Here is an 18,163-nt window from a genome sequence, read left to right on the forward strand (position 1 = left end):
GGGCCTTGAATTCACTGAAGATGTCAGTCACTGCATTCCTTTCACGCTGTGTTGCCACAGTTCACACATTGGCGGCTTCGATTCTACTGTGTCGGCAGGGGCGACCGAGCATCGCCGAGGCGGGCCGACATCGCCGCGCGTCGAGGCAGTCCACGGCCATCGCCGAGGCGGGCCGCCCTTCACGCTCCACAATCCGCCGTAGACCGTCGGCACACCGCGGCTGCCCGCAGATGGCAGGACACGCAGCACTTGCAATGTTCTCGCTGACGGACCACTGTCGAAGAAGGCGAATCGGTTCCGATGTTCCAGTGGAACGGCCGAGAAGCGGCTCTCGACGAAAGGCACTCCGATGAAGTATGTGATCCTCATCCACTCGAATCCTCAGCCCTGGGGTCACCCCACTGGTGACTATCTTGCGGAGCACCAAGCGCTGCCGCAGGAGGAACGCGAGGCCATGAACTCCAACTTCGAAAAACTGTTGGGCGAACTCCAGGACCGCGGCGAACTGCTGGGCGGCGAGGCGTTGGGTGATCCGGCGTCCTCCAAGCTCTATCGCTGGAAAGCTGGAGAGCCGACATCGAGTGATGGCCCGTATGCGGAGACCAAGGAGCATCTCGCCGGCTTCTTCATCATCGACGTCGACTCACCGGAACGCGCCGAAGAGATCGCCGACGGATTCGCGGGACCGGGCGAAACAGTGGAGCTGCGACCCATCATGTGGTTCCGAGCCGCCGGCAGCCTATGGTGGAGGCGATCGGCGGGGAGGTGTGGCGACGCGAGAGGTGCTGGAGGCTCTCGGCGATCGTGCTGCAGCGCTGGTGGCCTACCGGATGGCCAGCAGTCTGTGCACGTAACCTGACCTGGCCATCGCCGAGGTGGCTCGTCGTCACTGCGCTTCCGCCGTCACTGCGACCCGTCGAACGCCTTGGATTCAGACGCTGCGCGGGGACTCCGCGAACTCCCGGAGCCGGGCCACCTCGGCGCGTGCGTTGTCGAGCTGAGTCGCGACAGCGCTGCGGGCGGTTCCGCCCTTGCCGTTGCGTGAGTCGATCGACCCGAGGGTGGTGAGCACCTCGCGCACCTGCGGAGTCAGGTGCTCCGAGATCCCGGCGTAGTCCTCATCGCTGAGATCCCACAGCTCGACGCCCTTCGACTCGGCCAGTTGCACCGCAGCGCCGGAGAGTTCGTGGGCGATGCGGAATGGAACGCCTTCCCGCACCAGCCATTCGGCGATGTCAGTGGCCAGGGCGAATCCGCGCGGGGCCAAGTACGCCATCCGTTCGGTGTCGAACTTCAGGGTGGCAACCATTCCAGTGAACGCCGGCAGCAGGAGCTCGAGCGTGTCTGTGGCGTCGAAGACCGGTTCTTTGTCCTCCTGCAGGTCCCGGTTGTAGGCCAGGGGCAGGGCCTTGAGAGTGGCGAGCAGACCGGTGAGGTCGCCGATGAGCCGACCGGACTTGCCGCGGGCGAGTTCGGCGATGTCGGGGTTCTTCTTCTGCGGCATAATCGACGACCCGGTCGAGTATGCGTCGTGGAGGGTGACGAACGAGAACTCCTTCGTCGCCCAGGCGATGACCTCTTCGCTCAGCCGGGACAGGTTGATGCCGACCATCGTGGTGACGAACAGGTACTCGGCGAACACGTCGCGGCTGGCGGTGCCGTCAATGGAGTTCTCCACCGAGTCATTGAACCCGAGGTCCGCGGCAACCGCCTGCGGGTCGAGCCCCAGTGACGAACCGGCGAGCGCACCGGAACCGTAGGCGGAGACGCCGGCCCGCTGGTCGAAATCGACGAAGCGCTGGACATCGCGCAGCAGCGGCCAGGCGTGGGCGAGGAGATGGTGGGCCAGGAGCACCGGCTGGGCGTGCTGGAGGTGGGTGCGGCCGGGCATCGGCGCCTCCCGGTGGGCATCGGCCTGTTCGATGAGGACCTCGACGGTGTCGAGGACGAGTCCGGCGATCTCCCGGGAGTGATCGCGCAGGTACATCCGCCCCAGGGTCGCGATCTGGTCGTTGCGGGAGCGTCCGGCGCGCAGCTTTCCACCGAGTTCCGGTCCGGCGATCTCAATGAGGCCGCGCTCGAGGGAGGAGTGGATGTCCTCATCCGACTCCGCCGCCACGTACTCACCGGTCTCGACCCGGCGGGCGAGTTCGTCGAGGGCATCGGTCATCCCGGACAGTTCGGCGTCGTCGAGGAGGCCTGCCCGGTGGAGGACCTTCGCGTGGGCCTTGGACCCGGCGATGTCGTAGTGGGCCAGTCGCCAGTCGAAGTCCGTCGATTTGCTCAGTGCGGCCAGTGCATCGGCCGGGCCGTCGGAGAATCGTCCGCCCCACAGACTCAGTCGTTCGCTCACAGGGTGTCCTTCCGCGCCTTCAGAGAGGCAGTTGGTGTCGTTCGTTCAGTTCGTGCGTACAGTGCGCGATCAATCGTCAATGCCCAGTCAATCACTCGCCCGCGCCTCCCGCGGCGCGCTCGAGGAAACTCTGGGCCAGGGCCGCTCCCCCGACGGCGGCATCGGCAATGACGAGCACGGTGTCGTCACCGGCGATCGTGCCGAAGATCCCGGCCATCGAGGACCGGTCGATCGCCGAGGCGAGGTATTGTGCCGCTCCCGGTGGCGTCCGCAGCACGACCATGTTGTCCTGCGCCGAGGCGGAGACGAGGAGTTCCTCGAGCAGCCTCGGCAGCTTCGCGTCGAGGGTGTCCCCCGTCGACTGCTGCAGGCTCCGATCACCGCCCTCACCGGGGACGGCGTAGACGGATCCGGAGGTGGAGCGGATCTTCACGGCCCCCACCTCGGCGAGGTCGCGGGACAGCGTGGCCTGGGTGACGGTGATGCCGAGTTTCGCCAGCGCCTCGGCGAGCTCGATCTGCGAGTGCACTGACTCACGGGTGATGAGGTCGATGATCCGCTGCTGCCGCGCGGTCTTCGTCAGTGGGGCCGAACCCTCGGTCATCGTCGCGCCCGCCGTTCAGGGGAACCCGTGCGAACCATCATCGCTGACCCACGAAGTCTGCTCATCGCTGGTCCAGGAGGAACGTGAGCAGTGCCTTCTGCGCGTGGAGGCGGTTCTCGGCTTCGTCGAAGACCACCGAGGCGGGGCCGTCGATGACCGCGGCGGCGACCTCCTTGCCGCGGTAGGCGGGCAGGCAGTGGAGGAAGATCGGGTCGTTGCCGAGGCCCATCAGCTCCTCGGTGATCTGGTACTTGACGAACGGGGAGTCCTCGCCGTCGCGGCCGCCCGCGTCCTGGCCCATCGACACCCAGGTGTCGGTGACGAGGACGTCGGCGTCCTGAGCGGCGGCGACCGGGTCGTCGGTGACCTCGACGGATCCGCCGGTGAGTTTGCCGAGTTCGGTCGCCTCGGCGATGATCCGCTCATCCGGCTGGTAGCCGGCGGGGGCGGCGATGCGCACCCGCATGCCGGCGTTGACGCCGCCGAGGACGTAGGAGTTGGCCATGTTGTTGGCCCCGTCGCCGTAGTAGCTCATGATCTGGCCGGCCGGGTCGCCGCGGTGTTCGCGGATCGTGAGCAGGTCGGCCAGGATCTGGCAGGGGTGGAAGTCGTCGGAGAGCGCGTTGACGACAGGCACTACGGAGTGCTCGGCCATCTCTTCGAGGCCGGACTGGGCGTAGGTGCGCCAGATGATCGCCGAGACCATCCGCGACATCACCTGGGCGGTGTCGGCGATCGACTCCTTGTGGCCCAGCTGCGCCTCACCCGGGTTGATGATGAGCGGCTGCCCGCCGAGGGCCGCGATCCCTGCGGCGAAGGACACGCGGGTCCGGGTCGAGGTCTTGTCGAAGATGATGGCTGCCGTCTGCGGGCCGGCGAGCGGGGTGCGCAGGTACGGCTGCGCCTTGAGCGTCACGGCCAGGTCGAGGACCTCGGTGAGCTCGGCTGGGCTGAGGTCCGTGTCCTTGAGGAAATGGCGAGTCATGGTCGTCCTTCGAACGTCGTGGGAGGTGCTGGGTAGGCCCGCGTGGGGCCCGGTGCGTGATGCTGGCTGAGCGTGGGTGCTGCCTCAGCCGGCGATGAGGCCGGGCAGTGCGGTGAGGAACGGCTGAAGCTCCTCGCGCGTGATGGTCAGTGGCGGAGCCAGGCGCAGGCGCTCAGGCGTGACCGGGTTGATGATGAACCCGGCCTCGAGGGCGCGCGCTGCGGCTGCCTTCGCGTCGCCGTCGATTTCGACGCCGAGGAGGAGGCCGGCTCCACTCACCGACTTCACTACCGCGACCTGTTCGAGCTCCCCGCGCAGCCACTGCCCGGTGTCCCGGACATGGGTGAGCAGGTCCTCGGTCTCGATCGTGTCGATGACGGCGAGCGCCGCGGCACTGGCGAGCGGGTTCCCGCCGAACGTGGTGCCGTGCTGGCCGGCTTCGAGCAGCTTCGTGTTCTCAGCGCCGACGGTGATCGTCGCGCCGATCGGCATGCCACCGCCCAGTCCCTTCGCCGAGCTGATGATGTCGGGCACGACGCCCTCGCCGATCTCCGGGTCCTGGTGGGCGTACCAGTGCCCGGTCCGGCCCATCCCGGACTGGACCTCGTCGAGGACGAGGAGGGCCCCGGCGGAACGGGTGAGTTCGCGGGCCTTCTGCAGGTAACCGGCAGGGTGGGTGCGCACGCCCACTTCACCTTGGACGGGTTCGATGAACACGGCCGCGCAGGTGTCGTTGATGGCGGCAGCGAGCGCGTCGACGTCGCCGTAGGGCACGTGGACGACCCCGGGCACACCGGGAGCGAAGGGTTCACGGTAGGCGGCCTTCGCTGTCAGGGCCAGCGACCCCATGGTCCGGCCGTGGAAGGCGCCTTCGACGGCGATGACGAACGGGCGTCCCCCTCCCCCGGCGCGGCGGGCCATCTTGAAGGCGGCTTCGTTCGCCTCGGTGCCGGAGTTCGACAGGAACACGGCGGAGCCGGCCGGCAGGTCGAGGATCTCGTGGAGTTTGGAGGCGAGCGCGATCTGCGGCGGGGAGGTGAAGAAGTTCGAGATGTGGCCGAGCGTGCCGGCCTGCTCGGAGATCGCCTTCACCCAGGCCGGGTGGCAGTGGCCGAGGGCATTGACGGCGATGCCGGCGAGCAGGTCGAGGTACTCCTTGCCGCTCGCATCCCAGACCTTTGACCCCTGCCCGCGGACGAGGTCGAGCTGCGGCGAGCCGAACACGGGTGAGAGAACTCGGCTGAAGTCATCGCGCCACGTGCCGGCCTGCTCGGTGCCCGCCGAGGAGTCACTGCCTGCCGAAGAATCGCTCGACGAGGTGGTGGTCTCAGTCATGGTGATCGCCTTCCTGTAGTCCCTTGTGCCCTTCCCGCAGGTGGGCGGGTTCGATCGCGGACTCCTCGACCATTGTGCCGATGCCTTCGGAGGTGAAGATCTCGAGCAGCAGCGAGTGCGCCATCCGACCGTCGATGATATGAGCCTGCTGGACTCCCTGCTCGATCGCCTCGAGCGCGGCGGTCATCTTCGGGATCATGCCCGAGTCCAGCGACGGCAACAGTTCGCGCAGGGTCGACGGGCTGATGCGGGAGATCAGGCTCGAGGTGTCGGGCCAGTTCGCGTAGAGGCCGGGCACGTCGGTGAGCATGATGAGCTTCTCCGCCTTGAGCGCAGTTGCGACCGCCGAGGCGGCGAGGTCGGCGTTGACGTTGAGCGGCTTTCCCGCCTCGCCGGCGATCTCCGCGGCGATCGAGCAGATGACGGGCACCCGCCCGGCGTCGAGGAGTTCGTGGAGGACGGTGGTGTTGACCTGAGCGATTTCGCCCACCCGACCGAGGTCGATGATCTCTCCGTCCACCTCGGCGTGGGTCTTGTGCGCGAGCAGGAGGTCGGCGTCCTCACCGGAGAGGCCGATGGCGGCGTTGCCGTTCATGTTGATGCGGGACACGATCTCGCGGTTGACCTGGCCGGAGAGGACCATGCGGATCACCTCGGCGGCCTCTTCGCTCGTCACCCGCTGGCCGGCCTTGAACTGGGACTCGATGCCGAGGCGTTTCAGCATCGACGAGATCTGCGGTCCTCCCCCGTGGACGACGACGGGGCGGATCCCGGCGAAGCGGAGGAAGGCGATGTCGTCGGCGAAGGACTGCTGCAGTTCCGGGGAGACCATGGCGTTGCCGCCGTACTTGATGACGATCGTTGCGCCGGCGAACGTCTTGATCCAGGGCAGCGCCTCCGTCAGGGCCTCGGCCTTGACCTGGGCGGCGGCGAGCCGGGCGGCCGTGGACTTCGTGGACATGTCGTGTGGGTTGCTCATGTGGAGTAGGCGCTGTTCTCTTCGACGTAATCGTGGGTGAGGTCCGAGGTCCAGACCGTGGCGGAGGCATCGCCTGCGTGCAGGTCGATGACGACGTCGACCGTGCGCTCGAACGTGACGAGCTCCGGGTCGGCGTCGGGCCCGGAGGCCTTGCACACGCGCACACCGTTGATCGTGACGTCGATGTTCGCGGGATCGAATGCCGCCGAGGTGGTTCCCACCTGAGCGACGACGCGGCCCCAGTTCGGGTCCTCGCCGAAGATCGCGGCCTTGAACAGATTCGACCGGCCCACCGAGCGGGAGACCATGACGGCATCCTCCTCCGAGACCGCGCCCTGCGTGGTGATCGCGATGTCGTGGTGGGCGCCTTCGGCGTCGACGTGGAGCTGGTGCATGAGGTCGAGGCAGACCTCCTTGACCACTGCAGCGAACTCGTCCGCGTCCGGGGTGACCTCGGAGGCGCCGGAGCCCATGAGGATGACGGTGTCGTTCGTCGACATGCACCCGTCGGTGTCGAGGCGGTCGAAGCTCTGACTCGTGGCGCCGCGCAGTGCCGCGTCGAGGCCGGGGGCGTCGACCTTCGCATCGGTGGTGATGACGACGAGCATCGTTGCGAGCCCGGGCGCAAGCATGCCCGCACCCTTGGCCATGCCGCCGACGGTGTAGCCGCCGGCACCGGTGCGCACAGAGGTCTTCGCGACGGTGTCGGTGGTCATGATCGCCTCGGCGGCATCGGCGCCACCGGTGTCATCGGCGGTGGCTGCTGCGACGAGGCCTGAGAGGTTGTCGATGATCCGGTCGCGGAAGTCCTGGCCACCGACGCCGATGAGCCCGGTCGAGCAGACGAGGATGTCCTCGGCGGCAATGGAGTGGGTCGAGCGGTCGGCCTGCGCTGCGTCACCGGACGGGTCGCCCTCCTGCGCCGAGTCGCTGAGGAGGTTGGCCGTGGTCTCCGCGGTCAGAGTTGTCGTCTCGTAGCCGAAGTCGCCGGTGTAGCAGTTGGCGCCGCCGGAGTTGAGGACGACGGCGCGGGCGCGGCCGTTGGCGGAGGCCTTCTCCGACCACAGGACGGGATTGGCCTTGCACCGGTTGGAGGTGTAGACGGCGGCGACGGCATCATCGGGGCCGGTGTTGACGACGAGGGCGAGGTCCTTCTTCCCGCTCGGCTTGAGGCCGGCGGTCAGTCCGGCGGCGGTGAAGCCCCGGGGTGCGGTCACGCTCATGGGGCGACTCCTTCGAGCGGCAGGGCGGTCGTCTCGTCAAGGCCGAGCGCCAGATGGATGGACTGCAGGGCCTGGCCGGCGGTGCCGCGGACCAGATTGTCGAGTGCGACGACGACGAGGACCTTGCCGGCCCGCTCGTCGACCGCGAACTGGATCTGGGCGACATTCGAGCCGGTGGTCGCCGAGGTGCGCGGCCACTGCCCGTCCGGCAGCACCCGGATGAACGGTTCATCGGAGTAGGCAGCGGTGAAGGAATCGCGGACCGAGCCGAGGAGGGCCTCGGCGTCGAGGTCACCGCCAGCTGTGCGTGGGGCCTTCTCGCCGAGGTCGGCGGTGAGAGTCGCGAGGATCCCCCGGACCATCGGCACGAGGGTGGGCGTGAAGGAGATCCGAGTCGGACCCTCGGCGGCGTCTGCGCCGAGGACGCCGTTGAGGTTCTGCTCGATCTCGGGGACATGCCGGTGCGTTCCGCCCGTGCCGTACGGTGAGGCGTCGCCGAGGATCTCGGCGGCGGTCAGGTGAGGCTTGAGCGCCTTGCCTGCGCCGGAGACTCCGTTAGCCAGGACTGCGTTGAGTCCGGTCGGGGCGATGAGGCCGGCTTTGAGCAGGGGTGCCAGGCCCAGGGTCACGGCGGTGACGTTGCAGCCGGGCACGGCGATCCGCTTGGTGTCTCTGAGGTTCTCACGCTGTTTCGAACCGTCGGCGAGCAGCAGTTCGGGCAGTCCGTAGGTCCAGGTGCCCTGGTGGGAGGATCCGTAGAACTTCTCCCAGGCTGCGGATGAGACAAGGCGGTGATCGGCGGCAAGGTCTACGATCAGAGTGTCCGGACTGGTCTCGGCGAGTTCGGCGGCGATCTTCCCGGACTGACCGTGGGGCAGGGCCAGGACGACGATGTCGTGACCGGCGAGCACCTCGGCGGTGGATTCCTTCACCACAAGGTCGGCGAATCGGGGAAGATGGGGTTGGTGTCGACCGAGCGTCTCGCCCACCGAGGAATGCCCGCACACGGTGCGGACGCTGAGGTGAGGGTGAGTGCTCAGGAGGCGCAGCATCTCTCCGCCGGCATAGCCGGTGGCGCCGGAGACGGCAACCGTAAGATCGTTCATTTGCATAACTATACCAAACCTCAGATGAATATGCAGGAGGCGCAATGACGCAGGCAGTTCGGGCAATGCAGGCCGGAGGACCCGAGGTTCTCGAGTTCTCGGAGATCGACACTCCCCAGCCCGGGCCGGGTGAGGTCCTCATCGACGTTGAGGCGGCCGGGGTGAATTTCATCGACACCTACCGTCGCTCCGGCGTGTATCCGATGGACTACCCGCACGTCGTCGGCGTCGAAGGCACCGGCCGAATTGCCGCCGTGGGCGAGGGAATTGAGCGCTTCTCCCCCGGCGACCGCGTCGCCTGGCACGACGCGCACGGCTCCTATGCGACCCAGGTCGTCGCGAAAGCGGACATGCTGTTGTCCGTGCCGGAGTTTGTCCGCACCGAGGTCGCAGCGGCCATGCCTCTGCAGGGACTGACCGCTCAGTACCTCGCGACGGGTTCTCACGCGATCAAGCCGGGCGAGATCGCCCTGGTCCATGCCGGCGCCGGCGGTGTCGGGCTGCTGCTCACCCAGATCATCAAGCACCTGGGCGGCAAGGTCATCTCCACCGTGAGCACCGAGGAGAAGGCTGAGCTCTCGCGCAAGGCCGGAGCCGACGAGGTGTTCCTCTATGGCGAAGGCGTCGATGTGGCGGAGAAGGTCAGGGAGCTCACCGATGGCGAGGGCGTCCACGTCGCCTACGACGGCGTCGGCAAGGACACCTTCGACGCCTCGCTAGCCTCCACTAGGCCGCTCGGTTCGATGGTCCTGTTCGGCGGAGCGTCCGGTCAGGTGCCGCCGTTCGACATCCAGCGCCTCAACTCGTCGGGAGGGCTATTCCTCTCCCGGCCTTCACTGGCTTGGTTCGTCCGCACGCCCGAGCAGTTGGCGAAGCGTTCGGCCATGCTATTCAACGGCATCGAGCACGGCTGGCTCGACTTCCGCATCGGCGCGAAGTTTCCCCTGCCCGAAGCCGCCGAAGCGCACCGCGCGCTGGAGGGTCGGAAGACGACGGGGAAGGTTGTGCTGACGGTGTGAAGTGCAGCAGCAGGCAGCGCAGGACCGAGAGAACGCCGCGCTGCCTGCTGATTCCGACTATGAATGCGGGGAACCTCGAACGGTTCCCCGCATTCGCATTCACCAAGCGGCCGGTCGCCTTCCCCAGCGTCAATGAAGCACTTTCAGTACTCGACGCATGCCGCATGATTTAGTCCTTCAAACGCTTCCGAGATATCGCCGCGTGCACACCGCATAGTCGAAACGATTGCTTCCTCAAGCCAGCCCTCCGCCTCAAGGTCTTTCGGCCACCAAGCCTCACCTTCGAATGTCCAGCTTCCTGGAGATCCGCTCCATACCGAAACGCCTATGAGCTGGGCGTCATCATGGTTTCCGAACGTCAGGAGAACTTCGATAGTCAAACCCTCAGACCAGAAGTACCTGCCGAAAACGCAACCGTCCTCTTCGTCGAGACGCGCGACATTGAACCCGAGGCGATTGGTCGCGAGCCCATTGTGAACGATCGACTTCCACACTTCTCCCATCGCGGCAGCGACAGCTCTGAGATTGACGTTGATCTCTTTGCGACTTTTCAGGTTGCCAATCCGATCCGTAACCGTCCCGGGGCACCACCATTGCTCTTCCTGCAAATCGAGTGAGTGCAGCGATCCAGTGCTCTTGTCAGTGCTGATGAACCAACCATCAGCAAATCGTTGATGTGCGGTTCGATTCGACTCAGCCGGCAAATTCATCGAGCTGTTGTCGACGGGCTGTTCGAATCCTCCTTAGGCCTTCAACATCGACTCCCTCTGGCCATACGAGTAAGTTGGTGCCATATGTCATCGCACTGTAGAAATGGCGCAGCCGGTCCAAATCATGATCTGGGGCTGAAGCGCTTCCGTTCAGATCTTCGAACAGCTCTTCCCACGAAACGATATTGCCGTCGACTCTTTCAGCCAACTCTCTTCTACGGCTCCTTGGGACGATAAACACGTCCGCGTAGTCGTCGCAAGTCTGGGCACGCGTCAACGGAGCTTACAGCTTGAGTTCAACTCGGAAGACTAATTCGCTCCAAAAGAACGTCAGATCGACCCTGGCAGCATCGGTGTCTTCTCCGTTGAGCTGCGCAGTGAGAACGATATCGCCGTCGATGAGGTCAGCGTGAAGATCTGTGAGAAAACGCCCCGTCTGTTGCTCTTCGAATCTAGCCAGAAGGTTAAAGCATTTTCGATGAATTGCTCGTCACGGCGTCGATGGATGTCGCGATAAGCCTCCTGGATCAGCTTCGCCGCCCAAGCCCCCGACTGCATACCTCCACGCCGGACTGTCGGGCACGAACCGGGACCGGCCAGGGCTAGGTAAGGCTCTCGCAGCGGTGCGCGACGGCGACACCCTCGTGGTCACGAAGCCTGATCGTCTCGCCCGATCTGTGAGAGATGCCGCCAGCATCGTTGCCGAAATCGAGGAGCGAGGGGTACGACTTTCCATTTGAGGTTCTGTTCATGACCCCACCGACCCGATGGGCAAGCTGCTGTTCAACGTGCTCAGCATGATGGCAGAGTTCGAAGCAGATCTCATCCGCCAGCGGACACGCGAAGGCATGGCGGTCGCGAAGGCCCGGCGACCGTCGATCGCCCGATGCAGCGCTCCACCGCTTGAGGGCGGAACGCACCAGCACGCGCATTACGCACGGCCCGCCGTTGTGCTGGTCACCTTCCACTTGATCCGCCAAAGCAGCGATCCTCTCGGCGAAGGCTCCACGACGGTGCTCGACAGTGATGTCAGGGCCTGCTCGTAGACTTGGTTTATGACGCCGCTTCCAGACCTGATCCGCCGCGCAGGAATGACTCCTGTGGTAATCGTGAAAAACCATAGCACCGATGACGAAGAGCGCGTCCGGACCGAGGCCCAACTAATGAACTCGTCCGAGGCGTACTTCGCCATCGAGGATCGACTTTACGAGGGCGACCACGTCGAGATGCGAGACCCACGCGGCGGACTGATCCTCAAGGTTGCAGCTGAAGTCGAGCAGCACCCCATGCCCGCTAGCATGGCGTCCGCCTTCGGCGGGTCAAACGGATACACGAAGGTAAAATGGGGGAAAGATCAGCCTGTGCGACAAGCACCAGTCAGGCGATTGGATCTCCAGCATTTACACGCGGAGGTGGTTTCGTCCGCAAGCGCTCTGTTTGCCGATAGTCAGTATGATTCGGCTGTCACTGAGGCCATGAAGTCGGTCGAGGTCCGCGTCCGGCGGCTCACCGGATTGGAAGTGTCAGGTGCAGCTCTCATGCAAGAGGCCTTCAAGCCCAAGAATTTCATGCTCGATGTAGGTGTGGAGGAAGGGCGAAGTGGTTCGGACGAGCGTGAGGGCTTCTTCTACCTGTTCCGGGGCGCAATCGTTGGCATCCGCAATCCAAAGGCTCACGAACTGGCCCGGGGCGATGACCCAAATGAGGCACTAGAGTTACTCGCGCTCGCTAGCCTGTTGCACAGGCGGTTAGACATCGCCGAGGCACGGCTTACCTAGCATGTACGAGCTGGACTCCAACATGTGCCGGTACTACTTCTTTGGTCCTCTGGCGGAACGGCTCCACCCGTTGTACTGGGCCACGGCTTCGTCCACGTCCAGCCCGTTGGCCAGCGCCCTCTTCGCATGCTCTAGAGCGTGGTTACTGAGCCCCTGCCAGGCGATGTTCCCTTTGGCCGTAAGCTTCGCGCGGTAGTACTTCTTATCGGACTTCAGATCAAGAACATGCGCGACCGCAAGTCCTTGGTGCCGAGTAAGGCCCAGCTTCTCCCCAAGCTTGCTCAGCTTGAGCGAGTATCGATCGAAAGTGTCGACCTCACGGTATGCGGCAGCTTCTTCGTCCTCGCGCGCCGGCCGAACAGGCACCTCACCTCGCTTGGGGTCGATCCTGAGGCTGATCTCCTGGACCTGATCCGAAGGACGTGGCGAACCGACGAGCTGAAGGCCGACCACGCCAGGGAACGCCGAGGTCCAATCGGAGCTCTCTTTCAACCCTCGCAACGTGCGATTGATCTCCGCCTCGGTCGGCGGCTCCGTCTCCCCGCGAGCGGCACGGTCGAGGGACATGAGCGGCAACAGGCGCGCCCTCGCCTCGGCGTTGCGCCGCTTGCCTGGACGTAGGAGCTCCGCGATCTGCTCGACCTCCTTGCCTACGACGAGGCCGACGTCGGTCGGCGGGGTGGCCGATACAGGGAGCACGCGCCCGGGCATCACGTCGGTCAGGTCCTGACCGGTGAGGCCAAGCAGCACCTTGCGGAAGATCGTCACGGCCGACCTCAGGTGCAGCCACAGCACGTCATCGCTCATCACAATGACGTCGTGGGTCGCTGTGTCCCGATCATCCTTGAGAGCGATCAGCACGACTCGGTCCCCCTCGTCGATGACGCCCAACGACGTCTCCGCGACGGTGACGCACTTGCCGAGGTCGAAGGAACGATCGCTGCCGGAGAACTTGACCTTCTTGCGTTGCTCGTAGATCGCCGCCTTTAACAGCATCTCGAAGGCATGGGCGGCCATCATGATTGTCGCGTGCTCACGCCCTGTCGAGCTCGGCCGATTGAACAGCTCGATGGCGAGGGTCAGCGACTCGACAGCGGTCTCGACGTACTGTCTCGTTTTTCGCGCGACCATCCCTAGCCCAACCAATCAGTCAGCAAGAACCTGCTTGATCAGCGCCGCGATGTCATCGCGCTGCACCTGATCACGGAACGTCACCTCGATGCCCTCCGAGCTGATCGACTCGAAGAACCGTCGCGCCGCCGTCATCCTGAGCTTCTCGCTCTCTCGCAGGTCGGAGCGCTTCTTGACGTCCTTGGTCTCAATGATGAAGTTGAGCGACAGCCCTCCGTCCTCACGCTTCAGCACGTACATGAAGTCCGGGCTCGTGGTGCCGCCGAAGTACAGGGGCACCTTGACCGACCGGCGAGGGATCTTCCCGAAGACGATGACCTCGTCGAGCTTGGAGTCGCGGATCGTGTCGTATTCCTTTGGTGAGTCGTACACGAACGCGTCGTATAAGAACTTGTCCGGCACGATGGCTTTCTTATCGCGGAAGACGCCGATGTTGCCCTGCGTGATGCTCTCGAGAGGAGCACCGTCGGCATCGGTGAGTTCAGTGCCGAGCACGAGCCCCTCAATTTTCGAGTACGTGAATCGCTCGAGGTAGTTGCTCTCCATCCACTCCGTGAACCCGGCGACGAACTCATGCAGAGTCGCCTTGTTGAAGAAGTCCGCTGGGAGGCTCCCCTTCGCGTGGAGACGGACGAGCCCCGCGTGGACACGATCGATCGGCAGAGCCGTCTGCGCACGGACACGCTTCAGCCATTCGCCGTACGGCATCGTCTCGGTCGCGTCGAAGCGGTCCTTCGTCTCCGTTCGGACCTCCAGAGACGAGCCCTCCACGGCCCTCACGACGACGTCCTGCGCGAATCGGCCGAACTCCTGCCGGTAGATCCCGGCGCTCAGCACTTCATCGACGCATTCATCGATCTCGTCCAACGAGAGCTCGTCGAGGTGGAGGTAGTACTTCGCGTTCAGCGTCTCCCAAAGGTCCTTGAGCTCGGAGTATCGCTCGGAACGGATACCTACCTTGACCTTCTGATTGCCCTTCACGACCTTGTCAGGCTTCAAGCCGGTCTTGTTGAACGCGGGGTATGCTGCGAATAAGTCCTCCTCGCGCCCCGGCACGACGTTCTTGTCCGAATCGACGAGGCCCTGCTGCAGAAGCTCGATGAGGAGGTCCGTCTCGGACTTCCCGAGCGCGGCGGCGACCTTGGGGAGCAGGTCCTTGACTTTGGACGGGCCCACCGCCGCGTCGGAATTGATCTCGTTGACGAGCGACCCCGCGAACTCCTGCTCTGTGTAGTCAATGAGATAGGTAAGGTAGAACTGCTCGCCCGCTAGGCGAGTCCCCTTCGCATCCACTGGCAGTCGGAGGCCACGGCCTACCTCCTGGAGCTTCGAGATCTCAGATCCCGAAGACCGGAGCTTTACGATCTGGAACACGTTCGGGTTATCCCAGCCCTCACGTAGCGTCCACTTCGAGAACAGGAATCGGCGCGTGTTCGGCGCACCACTCGGCGTCTGAAAGGCGAGCATCGCCTCCTTGTTGCGGAGGATGTCGTCGACCTCCCGTTGGATGGCCTCGTCGGAGGTCGAGTTGTCCGCGGCGAAGTAGCCGCCGTTCGTCGCCTCGACGTCAGCGAGAGACGCCCGCAGGTACGCGACGTATTCCTTCGTAACGGGCGACGAGTCAACCTGGCGCTTCTCGATCTCCGCTACGAGCCGTGCGGTGAGGAGCTCCTCGAAGCGTTGCCTGAGGTGCCCCTTCGAACCGTCGCTACCGCGATAGGATTCGATCGAGTCAATGAAGAACAGGGTGAGGGTTTTAACCCTGGACGAGCGACGGAAGTTCTCCCACTCGGTTTCGAAATGGTTGTCGAGCGCTTGTCGCATCATCAAACTCTGATACGTCTCCGAGTAAACTCGAGCCGAGAGAATGTCGCCCTTCGCGAGCGATTGGCCGTTGGAAAGAATGACACCGGACTTGATCGCAGGGTTGTCGGTCTTACCGATCCCTTCGACGGTGATGCCCGAGAACGCACCGTCCGCGATGCCGAGCGATTCCCCCAGATCGAAAGTGAGCGACTTTCCCGTGCCGACGTTTTGGAAGGTGGCCTGTTTCGGCTTGCGCGTGGAGAGGCCCGTAAGCCTTAGACGTGTCGAATCACTGCTGCCGTCCTGGGGATACTGGACCTGGACACCTTTGACCAGTTGCTCGTTGAACGAATCGACGGCACCGAGGTTGAAGACGAGGTTGTTGTAGTCGGTCTTGCCGGTCTTGCCGAGCTCGGGGAACGTCGCGCCGAAACGGAAGACGGCCAGCGGCTGAATCTCATCGACGAGCGTCTGGTACGCCTTGTTGTCACGGCGGAAGCGATGTGGCTCGTCGATGATAACGATGGGGCGAGTCTTGCGGAGTGCCTCGTATGGGACGCTCGCCGTGCCGAGTACCGTCTGGTCGTAATCGGACGCCATCGTCTTTTTCGACTGCAGCATGCCATCGGTCATCAGAAGTGCGTAGATGCGTCCACGTGAAAGTCGAGTGCCGTTCGCGAAGTCGGCAATGACGTTCGGAAACATCTTCCGTCCTTTGGACCGCTTCTGCGGGTCCAGGACGTGGAGACGCAGATCCATCCGCGGCTCGTACGTGTCGGCGAAGTACTTGCGCGCGTAGTCCGACCGAATGAACGCCTTTGTCCCCTCCTTGATCGGGGTCGAAGGCACCAGAAGAATGAACTTCGTAAAACCGTAGAGCCGGTTCAGCTCGTACATGAGTTGCGTATATACCAGGGTCTTGCCAGTGCCGGTCTCCATCTTGGCGTCGACGCCGAGCACGCCGTCGTCCGCGTGCCCTCGCCAGAGACGAGGGATCGCGTCGATGCCGTCAACGAGGCCGGACTGAATCTCATCGATGTTTTCGCGAATCTGAGGATCGGTGGGGTCAAACGCGACATTCGCTTCGTGCGGCGTGCTGGCGTCGAAGTCGACGTCCTTGAAGACGCGTGTTAGAGCATTCAGTGCACGCTGTTGGTGCTCGAGAGTCTGAAGTCGGATTTGCATAAGTCAGTACCGCTCAATCACAGAAACGGTCTGCCCGGACCTGAGCGACTTGAGGTTCTGCCTAAGCTCATGCATCACCGAGAATGACACGGAGTACCCGAAGACGACGAGACGCTTCAGATCAAGTTCACCTGTCTCGATCTTGGAGACGAGCACTTGCACGCTAGCGCTCGAAAGCCCGGGCTCAATGACGTACGCGGAGTCTTCGCAGACCTGCAACTCATACTCGTCTAGGAGCACCACGTTGACCTCGGGCGTCAGGCCAAATCCGTCCTGAAGCAGCCAGGTCGAAAGTGCGACCTCGTCACCAGGCGTTCCGTTGAACGCGAATTTGGACACGAAATTGCCTGAAAGCAATACAGCGTTTTCGTTGGAGTCAAAGGACTGGAGCTCATCGAGCGTCTTCTCGCTCGGCTGTTCGAGACGGAAGAGACGGAAGCCGTAATCGATATCAGCGTTGGATTCTGATTTCACCTTTTGAGCAGCTCGTCGAATGCGCTCGCGACCGACTTCATCGATGGTCGAATATCCGCACTTATCTGCCACAGAGCCCGGCGCGGTTGCTTCTGCCCACTGCACCGCGATGAACTTCCGCGAGCCGAGATCCCGAGAGTTCATGGACATCACCGCATGCGCGGTCGTGCCGGAGCCTGAAAAGAAGTCAAGGACTAAGGCGTTCTTGTCCATTGAGGTTACTGTGTTCAGAAGGTAGGACACCAAGGTTGTGGGCTTGGGATGTGAGAATACCTGCTCATTAAAGAGACTCTTAATTTCAGCATTTGCCGCAAGCACATCTCCGACACTCTCGCGCGGAATCAAAGTCGTCGGAGCGAGTGCCGCAGTCTCCAACTTTCGCGAATACGGCACAAACCCCTCACCCTTGATTACAATTCGAGTCCCGTTGGCCACCTGTTCTTCGAGATAAGGTTGTCCCCAAATCATCCGGCCGGTCAACCCAAAAGTTGCCTGCGCTCGCCCGTTTTGGACGACAAGATCAGTCTCCAAAATGTAACCGGACCTGCGCTCACCTGCCAGATACAATCCATCCGGGAGTCGAATATCGACCCAATCCGGGTGAAACGTCAGAGACGTCGGATTCATCGAGGACTTCGTCAGAGAGGGGAGCCCCTCAGTCGACTTCTGCGCGCCCACGAGGGAGATAACGGCAGATTTGTTGCGCGCATAAGCGAGCACGTGCTGCGAATTCTCCCGTTCGATTCGAGAACTGTTATCGGGACGAAAGTTGCTCTCCCAGATATAGTCCTCGATGAAGTTTCCCTCGCCGAATATTTCGTCACATAGGATCTTAAGATTGGCCTGCTCGTTGTCATCAATGCTGATGAAGATAACGCCGTCGTCGGCCAGCAGCTCTTTCGCAAGTTCAAGTCGTGGAAACATGAACGTCAGCCACGCGGAATGCGACGATTTGCCTTGGAGCGCCATGACTCTCTCGGCTTCGTCCTCGTCAAGACCAACTTTCTCTGTCAGATCCTTCGCGGTGAAGCCGAAGTCATCGACGTAGACGAAGCCGTCGGAGCCGGTGTTGTACGGCGGATCAATGTAGATGCACTTGACCTTGCCCGCGTAAGAGCCTAGTAGATGCTTAAGCCCGTCAAGGTTGTCCCCGACAATGTAGAGGTTCTCCGACTCGGAGTTCGTCGCCTCGGCGTTGTGTTCGAGATCGGGTACCACTACCGTCTCGGTCCGCGTTGACGTCAGATACTTAGCGTATGACTTCCCCAGGAACTTGAGCTCGTAGCCTTCCCGAGTCATCGACACGTCGGTTGAGCTCAACACATCCTGAAGGCGGTCGAACCTGAAACCGCCGTCCTTGTCGAAGTACTCGGGCAAGGCGGCTCGGAGGCGCGCCAGCTTGAAGTCGGCAGGCGTGGTGGCTGCGTTGGCCTCGTGAGCGTCTCTAATCACTTCTTACCCCCCATGGGTCTTTC

15 protein-coding genes and 1 pseudogene are annotated in these 18,163 nt (G+C 63.3%); 4 read left to right on the forward strand and 12 right to left on the reverse strand.

The features are described from left to right. Positions 1 to 349: 349 nt before the first annotated feature. Positions 350 to 859, forward strand: coding sequence for a YciI family protein (locus RIT73_RS04355; RefSeq protein ID WP_309130831.1), 510 nt, complete (start codon positions 350 to 352; stop codon positions 857 to 859). 72 nt (positions 860 to 931) lie between these two features. Here RIT73_RS04355 and argH read toward each other — a convergent pair whose 3' ends face one another. The 7 genes from argH to argC all read right to left on the reverse strand — a co-directional run bounded on the left by argH (position 932) and on the right by argC (position 8,585). Continuing rightward, the gene (gene argH / locus RIT73_RS04360; RefSeq protein WP_309130832.1) at positions 932 to 2,353 is read right to left on the reverse strand and encodes an argininosuccinate lyase; all 1,422 of its coding nucleotides are present in this window, start codon (positions 2,351 to 2,353) and stop codon (positions 932 to 934) included. Between the two features lie 91 nt (positions 2,354 to 2,444). Beyond that, positions 2,445 to 2,957, reverse strand: coding sequence for an arginine repressor (locus RIT73_RS04365; RefSeq protein ID WP_309130833.1), 513 nt, complete (start codon positions 2,955 to 2,957; stop codon positions 2,445 to 2,447). A gap of 61 nt (positions 2,958 to 3,018) precedes the next feature. Next, a complete protein-coding gene (gene argF / locus RIT73_RS04370; protein ID WP_309130834.1) occupies positions 3,019 to 3,942 on the reverse strand; it encodes an ornithine carbamoyltransferase in 924 nt (307 codons plus the stop codon). A gap of 84 nt (positions 3,943 to 4,026) precedes the next feature. Next, positions 4,027 to 5,277, reverse strand: coding sequence for an acetylornithine transaminase (locus RIT73_RS04375; RefSeq protein ID WP_309130835.1), 1,251 nt, complete (start codon positions 5,275 to 5,277; stop codon positions 4,027 to 4,029). Then, positions 5,270 to 6,238 (reverse strand): acetylglutamate kinase, encoded by a 969-nt coding sequence (gene argB / locus RIT73_RS04380; RefSeq protein ID WP_309130836.1) that lies wholly within the window; start codon positions 6,236 to 6,238, stop codon positions 5,270 to 5,272. The genes RIT73_RS04375 and argB overlap by 8 nt, the downstream gene beginning before the upstream one ends. A gap of 14 nt (positions 6,239 to 6,252) precedes the next feature. Then, positions 6,253 to 7,479: a bifunctional glutamate N-acetyltransferase/amino-acid acetyltransferase ArgJ gene (argJ, locus tag RIT73_RS04385; RefSeq protein WP_309130837.1), complete on the reverse strand. Its 1,227-nt coding sequence runs from the start codon at positions 7,477 to 7,479 to the stop codon at positions 6,253 to 6,255. Next, on the reverse strand, positions 7,476 to 8,585 hold the full coding sequence (gene argC / locus RIT73_RS04390; RefSeq protein ID WP_309130838.1) for an N-acetyl-gamma-glutamyl-phosphate reductase: 1,110 nt from the start codon (positions 8,583 to 8,585) through the stop codon (positions 7,476 to 7,478). The genes argJ and argC overlap by 4 nt, the downstream gene beginning before the upstream one ends. Positions 8,586 to 8,629: 44 nt before the next feature. Between argC and RIT73_RS04395 the strand changes: the two genes are divergently transcribed. Continuing rightward, positions 8,630 to 9,604 (forward strand): quinone oxidoreductase, encoded by a 975-nt coding sequence (locus RIT73_RS04395; RefSeq protein ID WP_309130839.1) that lies wholly within the window; start codon positions 8,630 to 8,632, stop codon positions 9,602 to 9,604. Between the two features lie 143 nt (positions 9,605 to 9,747). Here the strand turns inward: RIT73_RS04395 and RIT73_RS04400 are convergent, their stop codons facing one another. Both RIT73_RS04400 and RIT73_RS04405 read right to left on the reverse strand, forming a co-directional pair. Continuing rightward, positions 9,748 to 10,314, reverse strand: coding sequence for a hypothetical protein (locus RIT73_RS04400; protein ID WP_309130840.1), 567 nt, complete (start codon positions 10,312 to 10,314; stop codon positions 9,748 to 9,750). Next, positions 10,298 to 10,522: a hypothetical protein gene (locus RIT73_RS04405; RefSeq protein ID WP_309130841.1), complete on the reverse strand. Its 225-nt coding sequence runs from the start codon at positions 10,520 to 10,522 to the stop codon at positions 10,298 to 10,300. The genes RIT73_RS04400 and RIT73_RS04405 overlap by 17 nt, the downstream gene beginning before the upstream one ends. 355 nt (positions 10,523 to 10,877) lie before the next feature. Between RIT73_RS04405 and RIT73_RS17195 the strand changes: the two are divergent. Continuing rightward, a pseudogene (locus tag RIT73_RS17195) lies at positions 10,878 to 11,360 on the forward strand (recombinase family protein); the annotation flags it as partial. Between the two features lie 9 nt (positions 11,361 to 11,369). After that, entirely contained in the window at positions 11,370 to 12,092 is a 723-nt protein-coding gene (locus RIT73_RS04415; RefSeq protein WP_309130842.1) for a TIGR02391 family protein, read from the forward strand. Between the two features lie 33 nt (positions 12,093 to 12,125). Here the strand turns inward: RIT73_RS04415 and RIT73_RS04420 are convergent, their stop codons facing one another. From RIT73_RS04420 to RIT73_RS04430, 3 genes are read right to left on the reverse strand one after another with little or no spacing between them, the layout of a single operon-like run. After that, complete coding sequence (locus tag RIT73_RS04420; RefSeq protein WP_309130843.1) at positions 12,126 to 13,223, reverse strand: DUF3644 domain-containing protein; 1,098 nt, start codon at positions 13,221 to 13,223, stop codon at positions 12,126 to 12,128. Positions 13,224 to 13,238: 15 nt separating this feature from the next. Then, positions 13,239 to 16,214: a type III restriction-modification system endonuclease gene (locus RIT73_RS04425; protein WP_309130844.1), complete on the reverse strand. Its 2,976-nt coding sequence runs from the start codon at positions 16,212 to 16,214 to the stop codon at positions 13,239 to 13,241. Between the two features lie 3 nt (positions 16,215 to 16,217). Continuing rightward, on the reverse strand, positions 16,218 to 18,140 hold the full coding sequence (locus RIT73_RS04430) for a DNA methyltransferase (RefSeq protein ID WP_309130845.1): 1,923 nt from the start codon (positions 18,138 to 18,140) through the stop codon (positions 16,218 to 16,220). Positions 18,141 to 18,163 lie beyond the last annotated feature (23 nt).

This window comes from Brevibacterium sp. (genome assembly GCF_031179145.1).
Lineage (GTDB): Bacteria > Actinomycetota > Actinomycetes > Actinomycetales > Brevibacteriaceae > Brevibacterium.

Bases quoted from the DNA above. Each gene is read 5' to 3' on its own strand.
- RIT73_RS04355 (WP_309130831.1), top strand. From the start codon at position 350: ATGAAGTATGTGATCCTCATCCACTCGAATCCTCAGCCCTGGGGTCAC.
- RIT73_RS04365 (WP_309130833.1), bottom strand. From the start codon at position 2,957: ATGACCGAGGGTTCGGCCCCACTGACGAAGACCGCGCGGCAGCAGCGG.
- argF (WP_309130834.1), bottom strand. From the start codon at position 3,942: ATGACTCGCCATTTCCTCAAGGACACGGACCTCAGCCCAGCCGAGCTC.
- RIT73_RS04375 (WP_309130835.1), bottom strand. From the start codon at position 5,277: ATGACTGAGACCACCACCTCGTCGAGCGATTCTTCGGCAGGCAGTGAC.
- argB (WP_309130836.1), bottom strand. From the start codon at position 6,238: ATGTCCACGAAGTCCACGGCCGCCCGGCTCGCCGCCGCCCAGGTCAAG.
- argJ (WP_309130837.1), bottom strand. From the start codon at position 7,479: ATGAGCGTGACCGCACCCCGGGGCTTCACCGCCGCCGGACTGACCGCC.
- argC (WP_309130838.1), bottom strand. From the start codon at position 8,585: ATGAACGATCTTACGGTTGCCGTCTCCGGCGCCACCGGCTATGCCGGC.
- RIT73_RS04395 (WP_309130839.1), top strand. From the start codon at position 8,630: ATGACGCAGGCAGTTCGGGCAATGCAGGCCGGAGGACCCGAGGTTCTC.
- RIT73_RS04400 (WP_309130840.1), bottom strand. From the start codon at position 10,314: ATGAATTTGCCGGCTGAGTCGAATCGAACCGCACATCAACGATTTGCT.
- RIT73_RS04415 (WP_309130842.1), top strand. From the start codon at position 11,370: ATGACGCCGCTTCCAGACCTGATCCGCCGCGCAGGAATGACTCCTGTG.
- RIT73_RS04420 (WP_309130843.1), bottom strand. From the start codon at position 13,223: ATGGTCGCGCGAAAAACGAGACAGTACGTCGAGACCGCTGTCGAGTCG.
- RIT73_RS04425 (WP_309130844.1), bottom strand. From the start codon at position 16,214: ATGCAAATCCGACTTCAGACTCTCGAGCACCAACAGCGTGCACTGAAT.